At 60.4% G+C, this 21,195-nt stretch carries 16 protein-coding genes; 5 read left to right on the top strand and 11 right to left on the bottom strand.

Annotated features, from left to right (window positions below; genetic code table 11):
- The first annotated feature begins 49 nt into the window (after nt 1–49).
- The gene (locus BR41_RS10545) at nt 50–880 is read left to right on the top strand and encodes a PhzF family phenazine biosynthesis protein (RefSeq protein ID WP_035055941.1); all 831 of its coding nucleotides are present in this window, start codon (nt 50–52) and stop codon (nt 878–880) included.
- A 39-nt stretch (nt 881–919) separates the two neighbouring features.
- Here the strand turns inward: BR41_RS10545 and BR41_RS10540 are convergent, their stop codons facing one another.
- The 7 genes from BR41_RS10540 to BR41_RS10510 all read right to left on the bottom strand — a co-directional run bounded on the left by BR41_RS10540 (nt 920) and on the right by BR41_RS10510 (nt 11,683).
- Nucleotides 920–2,581 (bottom strand): response regulator, encoded by a 1,662-nt coding sequence (locus BR41_RS10540; RefSeq protein ID WP_051710675.1) that lies wholly within the window; start codon nt 2,579–2,581, stop codon nt 920–922.
- 105 nt (nt 2,582–2,686) lie between these two features.
- Nucleotides 2,687–4,810, bottom strand: coding sequence for a UvrD-helicase domain-containing protein (locus tag BR41_RS10535; protein ID WP_035055939.1), 2,124 nt, complete (start codon nt 4,808–4,810; stop codon nt 2,687–2,689).
- A 149-nt stretch (nt 4,811–4,959) separates the two neighbouring features.
- The gene (locus BR41_RS10530) at nt 4,960–5,283 is read right to left on the bottom strand and encodes an H-NS histone family protein (protein WP_035055938.1); all 324 of its coding nucleotides are present in this window, start codon (nt 5,281–5,283) and stop codon (nt 4,960–4,962) included.
- Nucleotides 5,284–5,375: 92 nt separating this feature from the next.
- The gene (locus BR41_RS10525; protein WP_051710673.1) at nt 5,376–6,710 is read right to left on the bottom strand and encodes a TolC family outer membrane protein; all 1,335 of its coding nucleotides are present in this window, start codon (nt 6,708–6,710) and stop codon (nt 5,376–5,378) included.
- 12 nt (nt 6,711–6,722) lie between these two features.
- Complete coding sequence (locus BR41_RS10520; protein ID WP_051710670.1) at nt 6,723–9,824, bottom strand: efflux RND transporter permease subunit; 3,102 nt, start codon at nt 9,822–9,824, stop codon at nt 6,723–6,725.
- Nucleotide 9,825: 1 nt separating this feature from the next.
- Nucleotides 9,826–10,986, bottom strand: coding sequence for an efflux RND transporter periplasmic adaptor subunit (locus BR41_RS10515; protein WP_051710669.1), 1,161 nt, complete (start codon nt 10,984–10,986; stop codon nt 9,826–9,828).
- Complete coding sequence (locus BR41_RS10510) at nt 10,979–11,683, bottom strand: TetR/AcrR family transcriptional regulator (RefSeq protein ID WP_245615850.1); 705 nt, start codon at nt 11,681–11,683, stop codon at nt 10,979–10,981. Before BR41_RS10510 ends, BR41_RS10515 begins: the two co-directional genes overlap by 8 nt.
- Before the next feature lie 289 nt (nt 11,684–11,972).
- On the opposite strand from BR41_RS10510, the gene argB reads away from it, so the two are divergent.
- The 4 genes from argB to BR41_RS10490 all read left to right on the top strand — a co-directional run bounded on the left by argB (nt 11,973) and on the right by BR41_RS10490 (nt 15,240).
- On the top strand, nt 11,973–12,851 hold the full coding sequence (gene argB, locus BR41_RS10505) for an acetylglutamate kinase (protein WP_035055936.1): 879 nt from the start codon (nt 11,973–11,975) through the stop codon (nt 12,849–12,851).
- A 286-nt stretch (nt 12,852–13,137) separates the two neighbouring features.
- Entirely contained in the window at nt 13,138–13,938 is an 801-nt protein-coding gene (locus BR41_RS10500) for a response regulator (RefSeq protein WP_035055935.1), read from the top strand.
- A gap of 130 nt (nt 13,939–14,068) precedes the next feature.
- Entirely contained in the window at nt 14,069–14,524 is a 456-nt protein-coding gene (locus tag BR41_RS10495; protein WP_035055933.1) for a CBS domain-containing protein, read from the top strand.
- 47 nt (nt 14,525–14,571) lie between these two features.
- On the top strand, nt 14,572–15,240 hold the full coding sequence (locus BR41_RS10490; RefSeq protein ID WP_051710666.1) for a pyrimidine 5'-nucleotidase: 669 nt from the start codon (nt 14,572–14,574) through the stop codon (nt 15,238–15,240).
- Between the two features lie 69 nt (nt 15,241–15,309).
- On the opposite strand, the gene BR41_RS10485 is transcribed toward BR41_RS10490, so the two are convergent.
- The 4 genes from BR41_RS10485 to BR41_RS10470 all read right to left on the bottom strand — a co-directional run bounded on the left by BR41_RS10485 (nt 15,310) and on the right by BR41_RS10470 (nt 21,080).
- Nucleotides 15,310–17,208 carry a potassium transporter Kup gene (locus tag BR41_RS10485; RefSeq protein WP_035055932.1) on the bottom strand — a complete coding sequence of 633 codons (1,899 nt, stop codon included), beginning with the start codon at nt 17,206–17,208 and terminating at the stop codon, nt 15,310–15,312.
- Between the two features lie 35 nt (nt 17,209–17,243).
- On the bottom strand, nt 17,244–17,873 hold the full coding sequence (ampD, locus tag BR41_RS10480; RefSeq protein ID WP_051710665.1) for a 1,6-anhydro-N-acetylmuramyl-L-alanine amidase AmpD: 630 nt from the start codon (nt 17,871–17,873) through the stop codon (nt 17,244–17,246).
- Between the two features lie 281 nt (nt 17,874–18,154).
- Complete coding sequence (locus BR41_RS10475; RefSeq protein WP_035055931.1) at nt 18,155–19,510, bottom strand: sigma-54-dependent transcriptional regulator; 1,356 nt, start codon at nt 19,508–19,510, stop codon at nt 18,155–18,157.
- A complete protein-coding gene (locus BR41_RS10470; protein ID WP_051710663.1) occupies nt 19,494–21,080 on the bottom strand; it encodes a sensor histidine kinase in 1,587 nt (528 codons plus the stop codon). Before BR41_RS10470 ends, BR41_RS10475 begins: the two co-directional genes overlap by 17 nt.
- Nucleotides 21,081–21,195: the final 115 nt, after the last annotated feature.

The raw sequence follows: 21,195 nt of genomic DNA, 5'->3' as shown, positions 1-21,195 counted from the left end.
CTAGCAAGAACCTGCCCCTGCCGGGGCGCTCGTGCTGGGGAATTCCCGTATGGCCTGTTACCGTTTCCACTTGATGAATGGATTTGCCGAGCGTCGGCAAGCCGGCGCGGCCGTCGCCGTGGTCGAATGCGAGGCATTTCCTGACGATGCCACGCTGCATGCGATCGCATTCCAGCTCAATGCGCCGGAAACCGTCTTCATCGAACCGGGCACTGGCCGCGCCCGCGCCTTTACCGCGCAATATCCGCTGCCCACTTCCGGCCACGGCGCAATCGCCATCGCGGCAGCGCTGGAGGATCGGCTCACCCACGCGGTCGATTTCGGCCACGGCCCGATCACGACCTGGCAGGAAAACGGCATCTGGTGGTTCTACGCCGAAGCCCCCAAAAGCCGCCTGGTTGTACTGCCGGTCGAAGGGTTGACCAATGCGCTCTGGATCGAATTTGGCGATCTGACCGGGCAAAACCTGTTTGTCGATACCGGGCTGGATCAATTGATGGTGCCATTGCGCAACCAGCACGCGGTCTTGAAGGCCCGCCCCAAGCCGGAAGTGCTGGCACAATTGGCCGATAACGGCCGCCACATCCCGCAGCTGGCCTTGTGGCATCAGGAAGGGGATGTGGTCACGCTGCGCAGTTTCAGTTCGGATCAGTTGAATGTGTATGAGGAGTTCGGCGCAGCCGACTCCGCCGCGAATATCGCCGGCTGGCGACTGGCCACCGGTAGCGTCGCGCCGTTCTCGTTCAAGGTCGAACAGGGTATTTCGATCCAGCGCGTGCACACCCGCCTATCGGTGATGCATGTGTCCGTCGATGTACGCCGCCGGATCGCGGTGGGTGGGCGGATGTGGAAGATCGGGACGGGTGAGTTGGAGTTTTGAGCAACAACACCAATCGTAGGGCGGGTTAACGGGCCAACCTTAAGCTGCCGCCGCAGCACCACCTTCCGTCTGCAAGATCACATCCACGCCATAACGGCGTTGCGTGCGGCGGTATACATCCAGCAATTGCCGCGCCTTGCCATTGGCCGGATCGAGCTTGCGCGCCCGGGCCAGGTACTCCTGAGACAGCTCCATATAGCGCGCATCCCAGCCTTCCTTGTTCACGCAAACCAGCAGCGCATTCGAGGCATTGAGCAGCACTTGCAGGTTGCCGGGCAGTGTTTCCAGCGCCGAGATGAAGCGCTCGGCAGCACCGGTGTAGTCGCCGGAATTGGCGGCGCGGATAGCCTCATTGTTGACTTCGATGATGTCTTGATTGGCCGACTGGATCAGCTGTGCCGCGACTTCCGGCCGGCCCAGCCCGTGGTAGAGCGCTTCGACCGTGCTGGCGATATCGGCATCCTCATTGCGTACGCGCAGCGCGTGCTTCACATAAGCTTCGCCAGCATCGACATCCCGTACGGCAAAGCAAGCCTGCGCCAGTTCGAGCAACACGCCGGCCGGCGGGTCAGCCATTTCGTCGATGCGTTCGCGGGCAACCGTGATCGCCCGCATTGCCTTCTCTTTTTCGCCCAAGGCCGTTTGCGCCGCGCTATCGATCAGGTCGGCGACGACCAGCGCCATTTCTTCATGCCGGAAATCACGTTTGACGCGCTCAACGGTACGCTGTGCGCCGAGCACATCCGAATTGGCAATCTGGGCTCGGGCCAACTCCGCATAAACGGCCGGATCGCGATTCATTGCGGTACGCGACAACTCAACCGCTTGCTCCAGCGCCGCTTGCGCCACATTGTTGACATCATTGCGTAGCGCCAACCGGCCTAAAGCGCGTTGCCGTAGCGCAACCAACGGCGAGCGCCGCGTCGCTTCTTCGAGCACTGCTTGCGCCGCAGCCATGTCGCCCTGCGCCTGCATGGTACGGGCCAGCCCGTCATAGGCTTCCATCACCAGCTCGTGCTCAAGCTTGACCCGTTCGTACAACACCCGCGCTTCGTCATATTGCTTGAGGGAAAATTGCGAGCGCGCCAGCCCCATCATCGCCCAGGCCACTTCACGCCCTGCCAGCACTTCGCGATAGAAATCACGCGCACCGGCATGGTCGCCGAGCAAGGTCAGCAGGCGGCCTTTGGCACGCAACAAGGGATCGGGCATCGGCTGGATCGCATCGCACTTCTCGATGGCGGCCATGTAATCGCCAGCCCGCGTCTGTTCGTCGATGGGCCGCAGCATGGCCTTGCGAGCGAGCGCCAGTTGCAAGCGCTGGACAAAATCAGCGCTGGAGAACGGTTTGAGCAAATAGCCGTCCGGCGCCAGCTCAGCCGCGCTCATCACTTGCGACAAGCGCCGCTCGCCGGTCACCACCATAAAGACACAGGACGGCTTGAGCAATTGGTGGCGCTGGCAGGCCTCGAACAAATGCACGCCATCCAGCCCGCCACCGAGATCGAACTCGGCCAGCACGATGTCGAACGGCGTCTGCCCCAGCCGCGCCATGGCATCCGGCAGGCGGCTGACGTAGTCGATCTGCGTCACGCCGCAATCGTTCAACCCTGCACCAATGGCTTGACGCATGCCGCTAGCGGGGTCGATCACCAACGCCAGCTGGCCATGGAGATTCGGCGCCCCTGCGATCGCTGCCATTACCCACTCCTTAAATTACTTCTTCTTATATAACCCTAATGCAAAATGGATACTCTGTAAGTAGCCAGGTAAGCGCGATCACACCGTCTCACCCGCCAAGCGGCGCTAACTGCTGACAGGCTCCAGCTTCGCATAGCCAACCGCCAGCCATTTCGGCCCTACATCGCGGAAGTTGACCTGCACATTGCCTGTTGCACCACCCTCATGATCGATCACCACCCCGATGCCAAACTTCGGGTGTTTCACGGTCATGCCAATGGCTAGCCCGTGATCAGGGGTTTTCTGTTTCGGGGCGGCGGTGGGCGCGGAATAGGTTTGCGGCGCATAACCCCGGTTGAGGTAATGCAGCAGCTCTTGCGGGATTTCATCGAGAAAGCGGCTAGCGATGGCATAGCGGGACTGTCCGTGCAGCATGCGGCTTTGCGCGAGGCTCAGATAAAGCCGACGGCGCGCACGGGTGATCGCGACGTACATCAGCCGCCGCTCTTCCTCCAGCCCCTTTGGCTCGGCGGCGCTGTTCTCGTGCGGGAACAGCCCTTCTTCGATCCCGGTGAGGAAGACGCTGTGGAACTCCAGCCCCTTGGCGGCATGGATGGTCATCAGCTGCACCGCCATCTGGCCGGCACCAGCGGCATGCTCGCCACCTTCGAGGCTGGCATTAGCCAGGAACGCGATCAGATCGTTTTCGTCGTCAGTGACAAAACTGGCGGCGGCGTTGACGAGTTCATCCAGGTTGGCGAGCCGCTCTTCGCCTTCCTTGTCGTTGCGGTAGTGTTCCTGCAGGCCGGATTGATCGAGCACTGCACTGACCAGCTCTGGTAGCGGCAAACCTTCCACTTGCCGACGCAGGCCATCGATCATCTGCACGAAACGCCCGACCGCCGCCCCACTGCGCCCTGCCCCGCTGGAACACGCGGCCAACCACAGACTGGTGCCAGTGACACGGGCGGTTTCCTGAATGGTTTCGATTGTCCGGTTACCGATACCGCGCGTCGGGAAATTGATAATGCGCAATAGGGCATTGTCGTCATCAGGATTGGCAATCAAGCGCAGGTATGCCAATGCGTGCTTGATTTCCTGGCGTTCGTAAAAGCGCAAACCACCATAAACACGATAGGGAACATTAGCCTGTACTAATGCATGTTCGAGCACTCGGGATTGGGCATTGGAGCGGTACAGGATGGCGACTTCATTCAAATCAAGGCCATCGCGTTGCAGCTGACTGATTTCTTCGACAATGAATTCAGCCTCGCCAAAATCGCTCATCGCCTCGAAGACGCGAATCGGCTCGCCGGCAACGTCATTGGTCCACAGCTGTTTGCCAAGCCGTTCACGATTGTTGGCAATGACCGCATTGGCCGCATCGAGGATATGGCCATGCGAGCGGTAATTCTGTTCCAGCCTTATCACATGTTTGACGGCGAAATCGCGCTGGAAATCGTACATATTGCCAACATTGGCACCACGGAATGCGTAGATAGACTGGTCATCATCGCCAACCGCGAACATTGCATTGCTTTCACCCGCCAACAACTTGAGCCAGGCGTATTGCAGACGGTTGGTATCCTGGAATTCATCGACGAGGATATGGCGAAAGCGGCTACGGTAATGTTCACGCAGTGCAGCATTTCGTTCTAACAGCTCATAGCAGGCCAACAGCAATTCAGCAAAATCAACCACGCCTTCGCGTTGGCACTGCGCTTCATATTCGGCATAGATACCGGCCAGCGTGCGCGAATAGTCATCCCAGACCTGTACGCCTGCCGCACGCGTGCCGTTTTCCTTCTGACCATTGATGAAGTGTTGGGTGGCCTTGGGGGGATAACGCTCGTCATCGATATTCAGCGCTTTCATCACCCGCTTGATGGCTGCGAGTTGATCTGCCGAATCCAGAATGGCAAAGGTCGCCGGCAATCCCGCGTCGCGGTGATGCAGGCGCAGCATGCGATTGCACAGGCCGTGAAAAGTGCCGATCCATAAGCCGCGCGGATTGAGCGGCAGCATGGCGGTCAGGCGCGCCAGCATTTCCTTGGCGGCCTTGTTGGTGAACGTTACCCCCAGAATGCCGGCCGGGCTGACTTGGCCCGTGGAGATCAGCCAGGCAATGCGTGTAGTCAGCACCCGCGTCTTGCCACTACCGGCGCCAGCGAGGATCAACGCGTGCTCGGCGGGCAGCTCAACGGCAGCGGCCTGTTCTGGATTGAGGAATTCGGTCAACGGATGCGGCATGAGGGGCGACTTTGCTTTGGAGTAGATAAGGGACCAGCCAGGGCTGATTGTACAAAATCGCGAGGGAACGGGTTCAATAGAACGCTGGTTCAATAAAAAAAGGGCAGCCAAGCTGCCCTTTTTTTAGATCGTACTGCGCGTCCGGATAATTAGATGCGCAGATCGTCGATCGATTTACCGCTGTTGATCCAATCCAGCGCCCACTGCGGCTTGCGGCCACGGCCGGACCAAGTCTGGTTGGCATCCGCCGGATTGCGGAATTGAGCTTTACCAGCAGAAGGGGCTTTCTTGCCGGCCTTCTTACCTACTTCTGCGCCGAACACTTCATTCAGCGAGAAGCCCTTGGCAGCGGCCAAGTTCTGGATTTCAACCAGCAGGTTGTGCTTGTCGGTTACCTTGCGGTTTTCGATTTCGCGGTCAATGTCTTTCTGCAGTTGGTAAAGTTGCGGCAGGTTGTAGCTGGACAAATCCATTGTTAAATCTCCTGATCGGACAGAGTGCATTCATTACCTGATGGATTATGCGTGCACTCGATTGCCAATTCAAGCCCGATTTTCACCTTCATTTATTTTGGATTGTCGTTTTTTAGCCAGCCATTGATGGACTGCAAATCCGCCTCAGACAAAATCCCGACCGCAGAGGCCAATTGCAGCCGGCTGAATAGATATTCGTAGCGGGCCGAAACGAGGTTATATCGGGTCAGAAAATAGCTTTGCTGGGCGTTAAGAACGTCCACCGTGGTACGCACACCCACATCGCGGCCAAGCTTGGTTGAATCAAGCAAACTCCCCGCCGATTTGAGTGATTGTTCCAACGCCGTCACCTGTGCCGCGCCGCTTTGCACACCTAGAAACGCCTGTTTGGTTTGTTGAATTGCCGCGCGCCGGGTGGCCTCTACCGTCTGCCGTTGCGCGTCTTCCTTGGAAACGGCTTCACGCAATTGGGAACTGCGATTGCCACCGGTATAGAGCGGGATCGATAGCTGTACCCCAATGATGCCGCTATTGGTGCGGTCCATCCCGCCAGACTTGGATATACCGCTGCTCTGCCATTGGCTACCGTAGCTCGCTACGAGATCGAGCGTCGGCGCATTCTGCAGCGTGTACTTGTCGATTTCGCGTTTGGCGATATCCAGATTGAGTTGCTGGGTCTGCAAGCTAATGCTGTTCGGCGCCTGATCCAGCCAACTGTTCAGCGCATTCGGCTGTGGCGGTTGCGGCTTGAGATCGGCCACGCCAGCCAAACGATTCGGATCGAGCGCGGTGAGTTGAGCGAAGGCATTGCGTTTGACTTCCAGATCATTGGCATAAGCAATTTCCGATGAAATGATCGCGTCGTATTGTGCTTGCGCCTCATTGGTATCGGTAATCGTGGCCGTGCCGACCTCAAACATCTTTTTCGCCTGTTCCAGCTGCAGGGCGACCGCTGATTTTTGCGCCGCAGCCAGATCAACCTTCGATTCGGCCTCCTTCACATCGAAATACGCCCGCGCCACGCGCAGGATCAGATCCTGTTCGGCACTCTTGTAGGCCAGCTCGGCCAGATCCGTCTGCTTGCGCAATTGATCGGCGCTGGCGGACAACTCGCCGTGATAGAGCGGCTGGGAGGCAGAGACCGTCAGGCCATATTGCCCGCCGCTGCCATCGGCCGACGGCACGGCCGGATTGCCCGGTTTGTAATCGCTCTTGACTGCCTCGGCACTGCCGGCCAGCGACACCTTGGGCAACCACAACGCCTTGCCCTGCTCGGCCTTCTCACGGCCGGCGTAGAGCGTTGACTTGGCGGCGGCGAACGTCGCGTCGTATTGCTGGGCGGCGCGCCAGGATTCGAGCAAATCCGCCGCGAATAGATTAGGAGTCAGCGCAGCCAGACTCAAAGCAAGCAATGTTCTTTTCATCATCTTTTATCCAGATCAATTCTCGATTTGAAGCGCAGGGGATTGCTTGACGCGGAACCACGCCGCGTACAGCGCAGGCAGGAACAGCAAGGTCAGCACCGTCGCCACCAGGAGGCCGCCCATGATGGCCATCGCCATCGGCCCCCACAACGTATCTTGTGTGAGCGGGATCATCGCCAGGATCGCAGCGGCCGCCGTCAGCATGATGGGGCGGAAACGCCGCACCGCCGATTCGATCACTGCCTTCCATGGCGCATCACCCTGCCGGATATGCTGCTCGATCTGATCCATCAGGATCACCGAATTGCGCATGATCATACCGGACAGCGCGATCACACCCAGCGTTGCCACGAAGCCGAACGGAGCCCGGAACAACAGCAACGACATCGTCACGCCGATCATGCCCAGCGGCGCGGTCAAGAGGACGATGATCATCCGCTGGATACTTTGCAATTGCAGCATCAGCAGCGTCATCACCACGATCAGCATCAGCGGCATCACCGCGCTGATCGAATCCTGGCTGGTCTTGGAGGCTTCCAGCGTGCCGCCGATCTCGATGTGATATCCCGGTGGCAGTTTCGCTTCCACCTCTTGCACCTTCGGCCACAAAGCCATAGCAACGTCCGGCGCCTGCGCGCCGCTGACATCAGCCCGCACGGATAGCGTCGGCACGCGATTGCGGCGCCAGATCAGGCTCTCTTCGCTTTCGAGTTCGATTTTGGCGATTTGCGACAACGGCACCGTCTTGCCGTTACCCAGCTGGATCGGCAGGTTCTGCACGCTGGTGAGCGATTTGCGCTCATCCGGCTCCAGACGGCTGACGATATCGATCAGATTGTTGTCTTCGCGATATTGCGTTGCCGTCACGCCGGACACAGCCATTTGCAGCGTTTGCGCCAGTTGTTGCGAGGTGAGGCCGGCCAACCGCAGGCGATCCTGATCCACCTTGAGCCGCAGCACCTTCACATGCTCGCCCCAATCGAAGTTGACCGTGCGGCTGTAGGGGTTCTGCCGCATGATCGCCGCCACTTGCTCGCCCGCCTTGCGCAACACCGCCGGGTCTTGGCCAGAGATGCGGAACTGCAGCGGATAACCCACTGGCGGGCCGTTCTCTAGTCGGGTGACGCGGCCGCGCACCTGGGCGTAATCGTTCTCGAACAAGGTGGAGATGTGCTTGTAGACGTCTTCGCGCACCTTCTCGTTCTTGGTCATCACCGTCAGCTGCGCGTAGTTCAGGTTCGGCAGCTGCTGGTCGAGCGGCAGGTAATAACGCGGCGAACCGGTGCCGACATAGCTCGTCACGCTGACGATGCCTTTGTCCTTGGCGAGTTCTGCTTCCAGCTTTTTCACTTCGCGCTCGGTCGCCTCGTAGGACGCCGTGTACGGCAACCACAGATCGACCATCAGCTCCGGCCGCGACGAAGCCGGGAAGAACTGCTGCGGCACGAAGGCGGCGAACAGGCCGATCGAGAGGACGAACGCCCCGACCGTGATGGCGATCGTCGTCTTGCGCCATGTCACGCACCAGGTGACCAGCGAGCGGAACAGGCGATAGAACTTGCCTTGATGCGCGTCGTGATGCCCATCCTTGGGCACTTCCGGCAGCAGCTGGTAACCGAGATACGGGGTAAACAACACGGCAACGATCCAAGACAGCACCAGCGCGATACCGACCACGGCGAAGATCGAGAAGGTGTATTCACCAGCATTCGACTTCGCTAGACCGACCGGCAAGAAGCCTGCAACAGTGATCAGCGTGCCGGTCAGCATCGGAAACGCAGTGGATGAATAAGCGAAGGTGGCGGCGCGGAAGCGATCCCAGCCTTCTTCCAGCTTCAGCGCCATCATTTCGACCGCGATGATCGCGTCATCGACCAACAAGCCCAGCGCAATCACCAGCGCCCCGAACGAGATGCGCTGCAGCTCGATGCCGAAGTACCACATGGCGAGGAAAGTCAGCGCCAATACCAGCGGGATCGACAGCGCCACCACGATACCAGTGCGCCAGCCCAGACTGAGGAAGCTCACCGCCAGCACAATGGCCACGGCCTCCAGCAGCGATTCCATGAAGATATTGACTGCGTCGTGCACCACTGCCGGCTGATCCGAAACGGCATGCAGCTCGATACCGACCGGCAAGTTGGCCTTGACGCGTTTGAGCGTGGCGTCGATCTGCTCGCCCATCTTCAACACGTTGCCGCCCTTGCGCATCGAAATACCGAGCGCAATCGACTCGTGCCCCTGATAACGCACCTTGGATTCCGGCGGATCGATGGTGCCGCGGAATACGTGTGCGACATCGCCGAGCTTGAAGGTCTTGCCGTTGACGGTGATCGGCGTGGCCTTGAGTACCTCCACCGCGTCGTAACCGCCAGTCACGCGCAGGAACACGCGCTCGTCGCGGCCGTCGATGGTGCCAGCCGGGGTGATGGTGTTGGTGGCCGCCAGAATCTGGTTGATCTGGAACGGGCTGATCGCAAGGCTGGCGAGCTTCGCAGCAGCGTATTCGACGTAGATCTTCTGATCCTGCTCGCCAAACAGTGCCACCTTGTCGACCTCGGGAATGCGCAACAGCTCGGTGCGGGCGGCATCGACATACTTTTTCAGCTCCGGATAGCTGAAGCCATCGGTGGTGAACGCGTACAGGCTGCCGTAGGTATCGCCGAATTCATCGTTGAAGAATGGCCCGACCGTGCCGGTCGGCAAGGTGCCGGCGATATCGCCGATGCGTTTGCGCACCAGATACCAGTTTTCCGGCACGCGCTTGCTGGGCATGTCTTCGCGCAGGGTCACCATGATCAGGGTCTGGCCGGCGCGCGAATAGCTCTTGGTGTAATCGACGTCGGACATCCCTTGCAGCGCTTTTTCCAGCGGATCGGTCAGTTGCTTTTCGACCTCGCCGGCTGATGCGCCCGGCCAGAAGGCCTGCACCACCATGGTCTTGAAGGTGAATTCCGGGTCTTCCTTCTGGCCGAGCTTGGTGTACGCCAGCACGCCGGCCAGCGACAGGATGACGATCAGATAGAGCACCAGCGAGCGGTGCGTGAGTGCCCAGGCGGAGAGGTTGAAGCGACTGACGTGTGCCTCGACGTGCGTGTCTTGATTTTCCGGATGCATGTCACGCCCCTGCCTTGGCCGGTGTCGTCGTCTTCGCCACATCGGTGACGGCCGGGCTTGCGGCCGGGGTATCGATCACTTTCACGGCTTGCCCCTCACGCAGCAGATGCACGCCAGCCGTCACGATCACGGTGCCGGGCGCAACGCCTTCGACCATCACGCCGTTTTCCAGAATCGCATCGACCTTGATCGGGGTGCTGCTCACCTGCGCGGTTTTGGTATCGACCTTCCACAATTTCTTCTGGCCGTTCACGTCGAACAGCGCCGTCAGCGGCAACAGCGCGGTGCCGGTTTTGTCACTGCGCGGCGTATCGACCAGCACACTGGCGGACATGCCCAGCTGTACGGCGGCATCCGCATCGGCCAGGGTGATGCGGGCATCGAAGGTGCGGCTCATCGCATCGGCTGCCGGCGATAACTCACGCACCGTGCCGGAATACGTTTTGCTGTCTTGCGCCCACAATTTCACCTTCACCGACTTGCCGATGGCGAGCGCGGCGCGTTGACCTTCCGGCACTGACACCAACACTTCCCGCGCACCATCCCGCGCCAGCGTGAGCACCGATTGGCCCGACGACAGCACCTGACCTGGCTCGGCGTTGGTCGCCGTGATCACACCCGGCGCGTCGGCCTGCAGCGTGGCATAGGCGGCCTGATTGCCGGCCAGCTTCGCTTGCGCTTCGGCCTGCCGCAGCGAATCGCGGGCAGCGTTCAGCGTGGTCTGGTTGCGATCCACCTCGGCTTGGCTGACGAAATGTTTGGCCAGCAGTTCAGTGGCGCGTTTGTAGTCCAGCTCGGCCTGCGCCAGCTGGGTTTTCGCGGCAGACAACTGAGCCGAAGCGGCGTTGGCCTGCAAGGCGGCATCGGCCGGATCAAGCCGGGCGAGCGCCTGGCCGGCAGCAACGCGAGCGCCGACATCCACTTTGCGTTCCAGCAATTTGCCGCCAATGCGGAACGACAGCGGCGATTCCACCCGCGCATGAATCACACCCGTGAGCTGCGATTCGGCATTGGCCGAACCCGCCCCCACCACCACGGTGCGCACCGGGCGGACTTCATCGACGGCCTTGGCTTCTTCCTTGCAGGCAGTGAGCAAACCGGCCAACAAGCCGGCACTGGCCAATACCAGAACGGTACGGCGCAAAACGGAGCGATCAGACATGGGGAGTCTCCCGGGAAGGTGAAGAGGATGAAGAAACGGATTCGGCACTCACTGGCCCATCGGCGCGGGGCGGCATCATCAGTCCGCCGAGCGTGAGATCAAGGAACGTGGCGAGATAGGTTTGCGGGTCGACGGTGATGCCGTTGCACGGTGTGTTGGCGCATTGATTGAGCATCGCCATCACCACTGGCGCGGCCATCACCTCGGCGGCGACCGCGACATCCACCGGCCGGAACTCACCGCGGGCGATGCCGTATTCAAGCGCGTGCTTGAAGAGCCCCAGACCGGGTTCGATGAATTCGCGCTGGTAAACCTCGATCACATCAGGGAATTGCCCGCCCTCGGCAATCATCAGCTTGGGCAGCGCCGAGAGCTGCGTTTCGCCCATGTTCTGCCACCAGATGCGCACCAGTTCACGCAGCAGATCCGCCGCGCTGCCGGTGTAGCCCTCGAACAGGACAGCCGCTTCCGTGATCTGTGGCAGCAGCAGATCGCGGATCACGGCTTTGAAAATCTCTTCCTTGTTGGCGAAATAGAGATAGGGCGTACCGCGGGTCACGCCGGCTTCGCGGGCGATGTCTTCGATCCGTGTGGCAGTGAAGCCCTTATCGACAAACAAGGTGAGCGCGGCTTCAAGAATTTCCTGTGGCCGCGCCTCTTTGCGACGGGACCAGCGTTTGGAGATTGGGCATTGCATGGGATGCGTCCCCATCAATTAATAAATGAATGTTCATTTATTATCTCGGCGGCATAATGCCAATGTCAACAACCAATCCAGCATGTATGTCGACCCACCTTACCGGCGGCGGGTTTGGCAGCGGAACTCACCATCCAATCCACTCACCAATGCGTGCGCGGCAAAGTGTGAGATGTCGCTCACAACGCCATCGCCATTCACACAATCCGAATACCACCGAACCCGCATCGGCGCTACAATTCGCGCCGATCCCGTCACCCCCTCTGCCCCATCCAATCGGAACCCTGCCATGACCGACATCTCGCCCCTCGACAAGGCCGAAATCCTTTCCGAAGCACTGCCCTATATCCAGCGCTTTTTCGACAAGACCATCGTGATCAAATACGGCGGCAACGCGATGATCGATGAGGAGCTGAAAGAAGGCTTCGCCAGCGATGTGGTGCTGCTGAAGCTGGTCGGCATGAACCCGGTGGTGGTGCACGGCGGCGGCCCGCAGATCAATGATTTGCTGGATCGCATCGGCAAGAAAGGCGAGTTCATCCAAGGCATGCGCGTGACCGATGCCGAAACCATGGATGTGGTCGAGATGGTGCTCGGCGGCCATGTAAATAAAGAAATCGTGTCGCTGATCAACAAGCACGGCGGCAAGGCCATCGGCCTCACCGGGCAGGACAGCCACTTCATCCGTGCCCACAAGATGTTCCTGAAGGATGCTGCGGGCGAGGAAACCGTCGATATCGGCCAGGTCGGCGAGATCGACAAGATCGACCCGGCCATCGTGACCCATCTGGATGCCGCCGACTTCATTCCAGTGATTGCGCCGATCGGTGTCGATACCGAAGGCGAGAGCCTCAACATCAACGCCGATCTGGTGGCCGGCAAACTGGCCGAAGTGCTGAAAGCCGAAAAGCTGATCCTGATGACCAATACCCCCGGCGTGCTCGACAAGGACGGCAACCTGCTGACCAAGCTGACTGCCCGCCGCATCGACGAGTTGTTCGCCGACGGCACGATCTCCGGCGGCATGATGCCCAAGATCGCTTCGGCCCTCGATGCCGCCAAGAGCGGCGTGAACTCGGTGCACATCATCGACGGCCGCGTGAAGCATGCGCTGCTGCTGGAAGTGCTGACCGAGCAAGGCGTGGGCACGATGATCCGCGCGAAGTAAGCCTGCCCGACACACGACGAGGCCGCTTCGCCAATCCAGCTCACCGGATTGATCGAAGCAGCCTTGTCATTTGCAGCATGGTAGGGCGGGTTAGCAGCCTGCTGCATAACCCGCCGCATGCGTTGCGCGACCGTAAGTGCGGCGGGTTACGAACCCGCCCTACGTAACTTTCAGCACCCCGGCAGTTCTAGACGTCTGCTTCGTCCACCCCAACCCCGTAAGTTTTCTTGACAAGCCCCCCGGTAATGCCACGATCATAAGTAGATACAACGCCTACGAGCGCTTCATGATCGAGCTTCGCTATCTTCAGCTCTGCCTTGTCGAACCTTCTGCCGTTCAGGCGCAGATCATCCGCAACGAATTGAGCAAACTGGGCATCACCCGCATCGACGTCGCCGCCAGCGGCGCGGAGGCGCTTGCCCGTATCCGCACCGTCCCGCCGGTCGACGTCCTGCTGTCCGCGCTGTACCTGCCGGACATGACCGGCACCGAGCTGATCTACGCGTTGCGCAAGGAAGCAGAGAACAGCGATACGCCATTCATTCTGGTGTCGTCCGAAACCAAGCCGCACTATCTCGACCCGATCCGCCAGGCCGGCACCATCGCCATCCTGCCCAAGCCGTTCAACCAGCAGCAGCTGCAGATTGCCTTCAACAGCACCTTGAGCTTTCTGAATGCCGATCTGGAACAGGAAGCGCTCGGGGATCTGCACCTGGAAGACTTGAAGGTTTTGCTGGTGGACGACAGCGGCACCGCGCGCCGTCATGTGCGCAAGCTGCTGGAGAAAATGGGCTTCGAGCATTTCGTGGAGGCGGAAAACGGCGCGGACGCCATCTTCGAATTGCAGCAGAACCGCTTCGATCTGGTCGTCACCGATTACAACATGCCGGAAATGGATGGCCGGGAGCTGACCGACTACATCCGCAAGCACAGCCACCAGAGCACCATTCCCGTGCTGATGGTCTCCAGCGAGAGCAATGAGGAACGGCTCGCCGCCGTGCACGAAGCCGGCGTTTCGGCCATTTGCGACAAGCCGTTCGACACCGAACACGTGCGGAGCCTGCTGGCGCAAATGCTCGGGCACTGATGACATCGGTTTTGCAAGTCGCGACTGATCTCACCAACGCCCTGGTTGTGAGTTCTCCTCACTTGATTGTCGGGTCGCCACGACTACAGTGGTAATACCCCTCGCTCAAGCCGTTACATGGAGTCGATCAATGAAGAACGTTCGTCAAATGCTTGCCGGCAAGGACATCCACGGCATCTTGTCCGTGCCGCCCCAAGCGACCGTTTACCAAGCGCTGCAAATCCTGGCTGAAAAGAATGTCGGAGCCCTGTTGGTCATGGAAGGCGTTCAGCTCGTCGGCATCTTTTCCGAGCGCGATTACGCCCGCAAAGTGATCCTGATGGGCAAGACCTCCGCTGGCACGCCGGTCTCTGAAATCATGACGCGCAAGCTGATCTGCGTGCCGCCGACTGTCACCGTCGACGAATGCCTGGGCCTGATGACCGAAAAGCGCATCCGCCACTTACCGGTGCTGGATGGCGAAAAGGTGCTGGGCATCCTGTCGATCGGCGATCTGGTGCATGAGAAAATTGCCGACCAGCAATTCACCATCGACCAGCTGGAGCATTATATTCACCAGATTCCGGCCGCGATGAATCCCCACTAAGAACAAGTCCTCTATCCTGATCAAGCCGGCTTCATGCCGGCTTTCCTATGCCCCCATCGCTCAAATCCCGCCCATCCCAATCCGTCTGGCTGTTCGACCTCGACAACACCCTGCACGACGCCAGCCGACACGCCTTCCCAACCATCGATGCGGCCATGACCGACTTCATCGCCAACGCGCTGCAGATCGAACGCAGCGCCGCGTCTCACCTACGCGTGCACTACTGGCAACGCTACGGCGCGACCATCCTTGGGCTGATCCGCCATCACCCGCACATCGACCCGCAACGCTTCCTGGCGCAAAGCCACCCGCTGGCCGAGCTGCTGCGGGAGGTGCACCCGATGCCGGGATTGAAGCGCACCTTGAGACAGCTACCCGGGCGCAAGATCGTATTCACAAATGGCCCACAGGCTTATGCACAGGCGATGCTGGATGCGCTGGACGTGGCGGATTGTTTCGATGGGGTATTTTCGGTCGATCGCGTTGACGGCTACGCGCCCAAGCCGCAGATGCGTACCTACCGACAGCTGCTACGGTATTTCCGCCTGCAGGCCCGGCGCTGCATTTTGGTGGAAGACAGTCGGGACAACCTGAAGCCGGCCAAGCGGCTCGGCATGCGGACGGTGTGGATCAAACCCGGAGTGCGGGGCAGTGCGTGGGCGGACGCCACGTTGATCAGGCTGGAAGAGTTGGCGCGGCGACGGATTCGCGCTTAACGTGCCTCGAAAAAAAACGGCGGCCATTGATCGATCAATTGGCCGCCGATTTCATTCCGTAGGTCAGATCTAGATTTCGACCTGCGTCCCCATCTCCACCACCCGGTTCGGCGGAATCTTGAAGAACTGGGTTGCACGCACCGAATTACGCGCCATGAGCGTGAACAGCCACGCACGCCAGCGACTGATCGCTGGATGCTTGCCCTGCACGATGGTCTCACGCGACAGGAAGTACGAGGTTTCCATCGGTTCGAAACGCAACTCGGGCTGCAGCTCTTCGGTCTGGCTCAGAATATCCGGCACGTTCGGTTCTTCCTTGAAGCCATAGGTGGCGATCACCTGGAAGAAGGTACGACCCAGCCGGCGGATAACGATGCGCTCGCGCTTGGGCACAAACGGTACGTCGGCTGTTTGTACCGTCAGGAACACAATCGTCTCGTGCAGCACCTTGTTGTGCTTGAGGTTATGCAACAGCGCATGTGGCACGGAATCGCTGCTGCCCGTCATGAAGATCGCCACGCCTTCGACCCGTTGCGGCGGCGAGCTTTCCAGGCTTTCGACAAAGCCCGGCAGCGGCAATTCGCCTTCATGCAGCTTGTCGCCCAAGAGGCCGCGGCCGCGCTTCCAGGTCATCATGATGGTGAATGCCACTAGGCCGATGACCAGCGGCAGCCAACCGCCTTCTGGCACTTTCAGCAAGTTGGAGGCAAACAGCAGCACGTCACTCAGGAACAGCACGGTCAACACGATACGGAACGCAAGCAGCCTGCCACCAGTCAGCGAGCGACCCAGTACGATAAAGGCCAGCAGCGTCGTGATCACCATCGTGCAAGTCACAGCCAGACCATAAGCCGCAGCGAGGTTGGCGGACGACTTGAACGCCAGCACCAGCAGCACCACCGCGATCAGCAGCAGCCAGTTCACCTGTGGCATGTAGATCTGGCCGATCTCGGTCTCAGAGGTGTGCTGCAGATTGAGGCGCGGGCTGAAGCCAAGCTGGATGGCCGAGTTGGTCATCGAATACGCACCGGAAATCACGGCTTGCGAGGCAATCACCGTGGCGATCGTCGCCAGCACCACCATCGGCACCAAGGCCCAGGTCGGCGCCATCAGGAAGAACGGGTTCTTGATCGTGGCCGGATCAGACAGCAGCAACGCCCCCTGGCCGAAGTAATTGAGCACCAGCGACGGCAGCACCAAGCCGAACCAGGCACGGCGGATGGCCGGGCGGCCGAAGTGGCCCATATCGGCATACAGCGCTTCGGCACCGGTGAACGCCAGTACCACCGCGCCCAGCAGCACGAATGCCTGCTCGGCATGGAATTCGGCAAAGCGGAACGCATACATCGGGCTCATCGCGGCCAGAATGCCGGGGTTCTTGATGATCTGCGCAATGCCCAACAGGCCAAGAATGATGAACCACACCACCATCACCGGCCCGAACAACTTGCCCACGCTGGCCGTGCCCTTGGCCTGAATGATGAACAGGCCAACCAGCACCGCAATGGTCAGCGGCACGATATAGGGGTCCAGCTTATGCGAAACGACGCCGACCCCTTCCAGAGCCGACAGCACCGAGATCGCCGGGGTGATGACACTGTCGCCATAGAACAGCGCGGCACCGAAAATCCCCAGCGCGGCGACGATGGCCGCCTTGCGCGAGCCGGCCGCAGTCTTTTGCAATGCCAGCGCCATCAGCGACAGGATGCCGCCCTCGCCCCGATTGTCCGCGCGCAAGATGATGATGACGTACTTGAGCGAGACCACCAGCACCAGGCCCCAGAAGATCAGCGACAGGATGCCCATGACATTTTGCGCAATGATCGGCAGCGGTGTGCTGCTGGCAGTCAGGCAGGTCTGCAAGGTGTATAGGGGGCTGGTGCCAATGTCGCCGTAAACGACACCGAGCGCCGCGAGCGACAAGGCGGCCAGACTCGACTCCTGGCCTTGCGGGCGGGTATGACTCATCGTGAGGATAAAAAACCTGTTAAAAAGTCGGCCGATTATAGCGCTGCCGGTTTATCCCACAGCGATATTTCCGGTTTAAGTTGCGGCAATGCCGCATAAACCTGCGACCAATCAAAAAAGGGGCCCGGATCAGTCTTGCGTTCGGGAGCAATGTCGTTGTGGCCGACGATGGCGCGCAGTGGATGCGCCACGGCCAATGCTTGCAACAGGTTCAGCAGCGTTTCGTACTGCGCCGCCTCGAACGGCATGTGATCGGTGCCTTCGAGTTCGATGCCGATAGAGAAATCATTGCAACGCTCGCGGCCAGCCCAGCGCGATCGGCCCGCGTGCGCAGCGGACTCGTGCGTGGAAACAAACTGTACCAATTCGCCATCGCGGCGGATGAAGAAATGCGCCGACACGCGCAACGTCGCCAAATCCGCGTAGCCCGGCGCGGCATGGGGGTCGATGGTGTTGGTGAACAAGCGCTCGACGTGATCGGAGCCGAACTCGCCCGGCGGCAGGCTGATGTTGTGGATGACGACCAGATCGATGGCAACGCCGGCTGGCCGGGGGCTGAAATTCGGGCTGATGACTTGGCGTGCGCCTTGGCACCAGCCGTTGGCTAGTGCCAGCGAGGCGTGAGGGGTTAGGGGTGAGGAGTTGGGACTAGCTGTGCTTGTCATTGCATCGTCTCTTTCAATGGATTCCAAATCACACACGCCGAACACGCCTTTGGATCAACCCCAAAACTAAATGTAGGAGCGAGCTTGCTCGCGATTGCATCGTATCTTCACCGTCGCCATCGCGAGCAAGCTCGCTCCTACAAAGGATGCTTCGTAGGGCGGGTTAGCAGTCGGCGTGCGACGTTTACGTCGCTCAGCGAGCGTGCGTAACCCGCCGGACAATGCCGTTGCGGAGGGCCATGCGGCGGGTTACGCAGCAAGCTGCCAACCCGCCCTACGGCTCACTCCTTCATCCCCAACCGCTCCATCCGGTAACGCATCGAGCGGAACGTCACCCCCAGCAACTTGGCCGCCTGCGTACGATTGCCGCCAGTCTTTTCCAGCGCTTCGAGGATGGCCTGTTTTTCCACCCGGTCGAGGTAATCCTGTAGCGTGCCCACGCCATCGTCAGCGCTGCCGAGCGGTTCGCTGCCAGACGGATTGAGCTGCAGATCGTCCTGGCGGATGGTTTCACCATCGGACAACGCCAGCGCGCGTTCGAGCATGTTTTCCAGCTCGCGCACGTTGCCGGGAAATTCGTAACGCAATAACGCCTGCAGCGCGACCGGATCGAACACCGGCTCCGTCATGCCGTTCTGGCGTGCCAGTTTGGCCAGCACGCTACGGGCAATCAGCTCGATATCGCCGCCCAGCTCACGCAGCGGCGGCATTTTCAGCTCGATCACGTTGATGCGGTAATACAAATCCTGGCGGAACCGGCCGGCCTCGACGCACTTGCCGAGGTTCTGATGCGTGGCCGAGATCAGCCGCACATCCACGGCTTCTTCAACCGTGCTGCCGACCTTGCGCACCTTGCGCTCCTGAATCGCCCGCAACAGCTTGACCTGCATCGCCAACGGCAGATCGGCGACTTCATCCAGGAACAAGGTGCCACCGCTCGCCGCCTGAAAAAATCCGTCGCGATCTTCGTTGGCGCCGGTGAATGCGCCTTTCTTGTAGCCGAAGAATTCGCTTTCCATCAGGTTTTCAGGAATCGCACCGCAGTTGACGGCTACGAAGGGCTGCTCGCAGCGGTTGGATTTGGCATGGATCAATCGCGCCGCCCGCTCCTTGCCCGAGCCCGATTCACCAGTCACATAGACGGGAGCCTGACTGCGGGCGAGTTTGTCGATCAGCTCCAGCGCCTGCTTGATGGGGGGAGACTCGCCCAGCAGCATTCGGGGGCCGCTTTCCTGCTCGCCAGACGGCGCGGGCTCCTCGGTGTGCAAGGCGGATTTGACCAGCGTGCGCAGCTGCTCCAGCGAAACGGGCTTGGCCAGATAGTCGAATGCGCCGAACTTGAGTGCGGCCACGGCATTTTCGGTGCTGCCATAGGCGGTGATGACCGCGACCGGCACATCCAGCCGGCGCGCCTGGATATGGCGAATCAGATCGAGCCCCTCGCCATCCTGCATGCGCATATCGGTCAGACAGAGGTCATAGCGGCTCTCATCCAGCAACGCGCGCCCCTCGGCCACGCCGTGTGCCTTGTCGACCTCCAGCCCCATCTTCAGCAGGGTCAATTCCAGCAGCTCAGCCAAATCGCGCTCGTCGTCCACCACGAGTACGCGCTTGGTCCCCTTAGACTTTCTGGCCATCTTGTCTCCCGAACACGATACGGAAACATGCGCCGCCCTCTGGCGGCGGCAGGTATTCCAGCAAGGCCGCGTTGGCGGCGCAAATTTCTCTCGCAATATAGAGCCCGAGCCCGGTGCCTTTCGACTCGGTGGTAAAGAAGGGCTCGAACAGTTGCGACTGTGCGTCAGCCGGCACGGGCGGACCATCGTTCACCACGTCGAGCCGCCAGCGACCATCGCGCTCGGTCACCCGGAGTGCGAGGCTGCCGGGCCGCTTGGTGCAATAACGCCAACCATTGCGCAGCAGGTTCCATAGCACCTGATGCAAATGGGCCGGATCAAACCGGATCACGGCATCATGCGGGCAGGCAAACATGATCGGCGCATCGATCCACTCGACTTGCCGCACTTCATCCAGAAAGGTCGGCAACCAGTCGGCCAGATTGATCGCGGACATCTGCACACGGTCGCGCCGGTTCAGCTCCAGCACGTCGCGCACCATCCGCTCCAGCCGGCCGGCATTTTCATTGATGATCTGAGTGAGCCGGGCCGCGAGTGGGTCGTCGTCGTTTTCTTCGCGCAGCAACTGCGCCGCATGCGAGATCGCCCCGAGCGGGTTGCGAATCTCGTGGGCCAGATTGGCGGTCAGCCGCCCCAGCGCAGCGAGCTTCAATTGCTGCGCCTCGCGCCGCAAGCGATCCATGTCTTCCAGATAAATCAGCACTTCGTCGTCGGATGACTCGGACAACGCCACAAACCGCGGCCGCAGCGTCTTGCGCGATGCCACCTGCAGCAATTGCGGCACATGTTGCGGATCGCTCCGCCACACCGCCAGCGCCTCGCCCACGTTGGGCAAGGACTGCGCCAGCATGGCATCCGGCTCGGGCCGCAGGCCGATCAGGCGTACCGCCTGATCGTTGCATTGGCGGATGCGGCCAATGTGGTCGACCACCAGCACGCCGTCCGACACATCCTGCAAGATGCGCGCGTTCAGCTGGCCCAGGTTGGCAAGATCGATACCACGCTGTTCGGCCAAGCGCTCGCTGGCCTGGGCATGCCGCGCCAGACGATGCGCCAGCCATGCGACGGCAAAGCAGGCCAGACACAGCAGCGCCGGGACCAGAAACTCTTCGGAATTCGCCACGCCGCGCCAGAACTGCCACATCTGCTGCCCGAGCAGGGCCAGACTCGCCAGCGCAGCGTGGAATAGCGACATCCGCCCGCGCGAGATCAAACCGGCTGCAGCAAGGTAAGGCAACAGCAGGATGCCGAGCCCGCTCTTGATGCCCCCCAGCAAGTGCATCATGCCGACGATGAACAACACGTCGACCAGCACCTGCGCACCCAGTTGGAGATGGAAGGCTGGCGAGCGCCGGGCAATGCCGACGGCGAACAGCAGCGACAGCAGGATATAGGCCGTGGTGAGCTGGATGAAGATCGGCCAGTCTTGCGGCTCGAAAGCGGTACGGCGCGACAGCCAGTTGAAGCTCACCAGCAATGCGATCAGTACCAGCAAGCGAAAGACGTTGAACAGCGCCAGCGAGCGCCAGTGGAGTTCGGTCGGGAAAGACAGGCGTTGCGTCGGGTTCAAGCGCCACTCCAGTGCAAGCTTGGAAGCTGTGTTCTATGGGTTGGATCGCCATGCGGCATCAGCGGCCTGCATTGCGGATGGGCAGAAAAAACCCGGTGCATCAGGACAATGCACC

The organism is Andreprevotia chitinilytica DSM 18519 (genome assembly GCF_000711875.1).
Classification (GTDB): domain Bacteria; phylum Pseudomonadota; class Gammaproteobacteria; order Burkholderiales; family Chitinibacteraceae; genus Andreprevotia; species Andreprevotia chitinilytica.
This window is presented reverse-complemented; position numbering and strand designations above follow the sequence as displayed.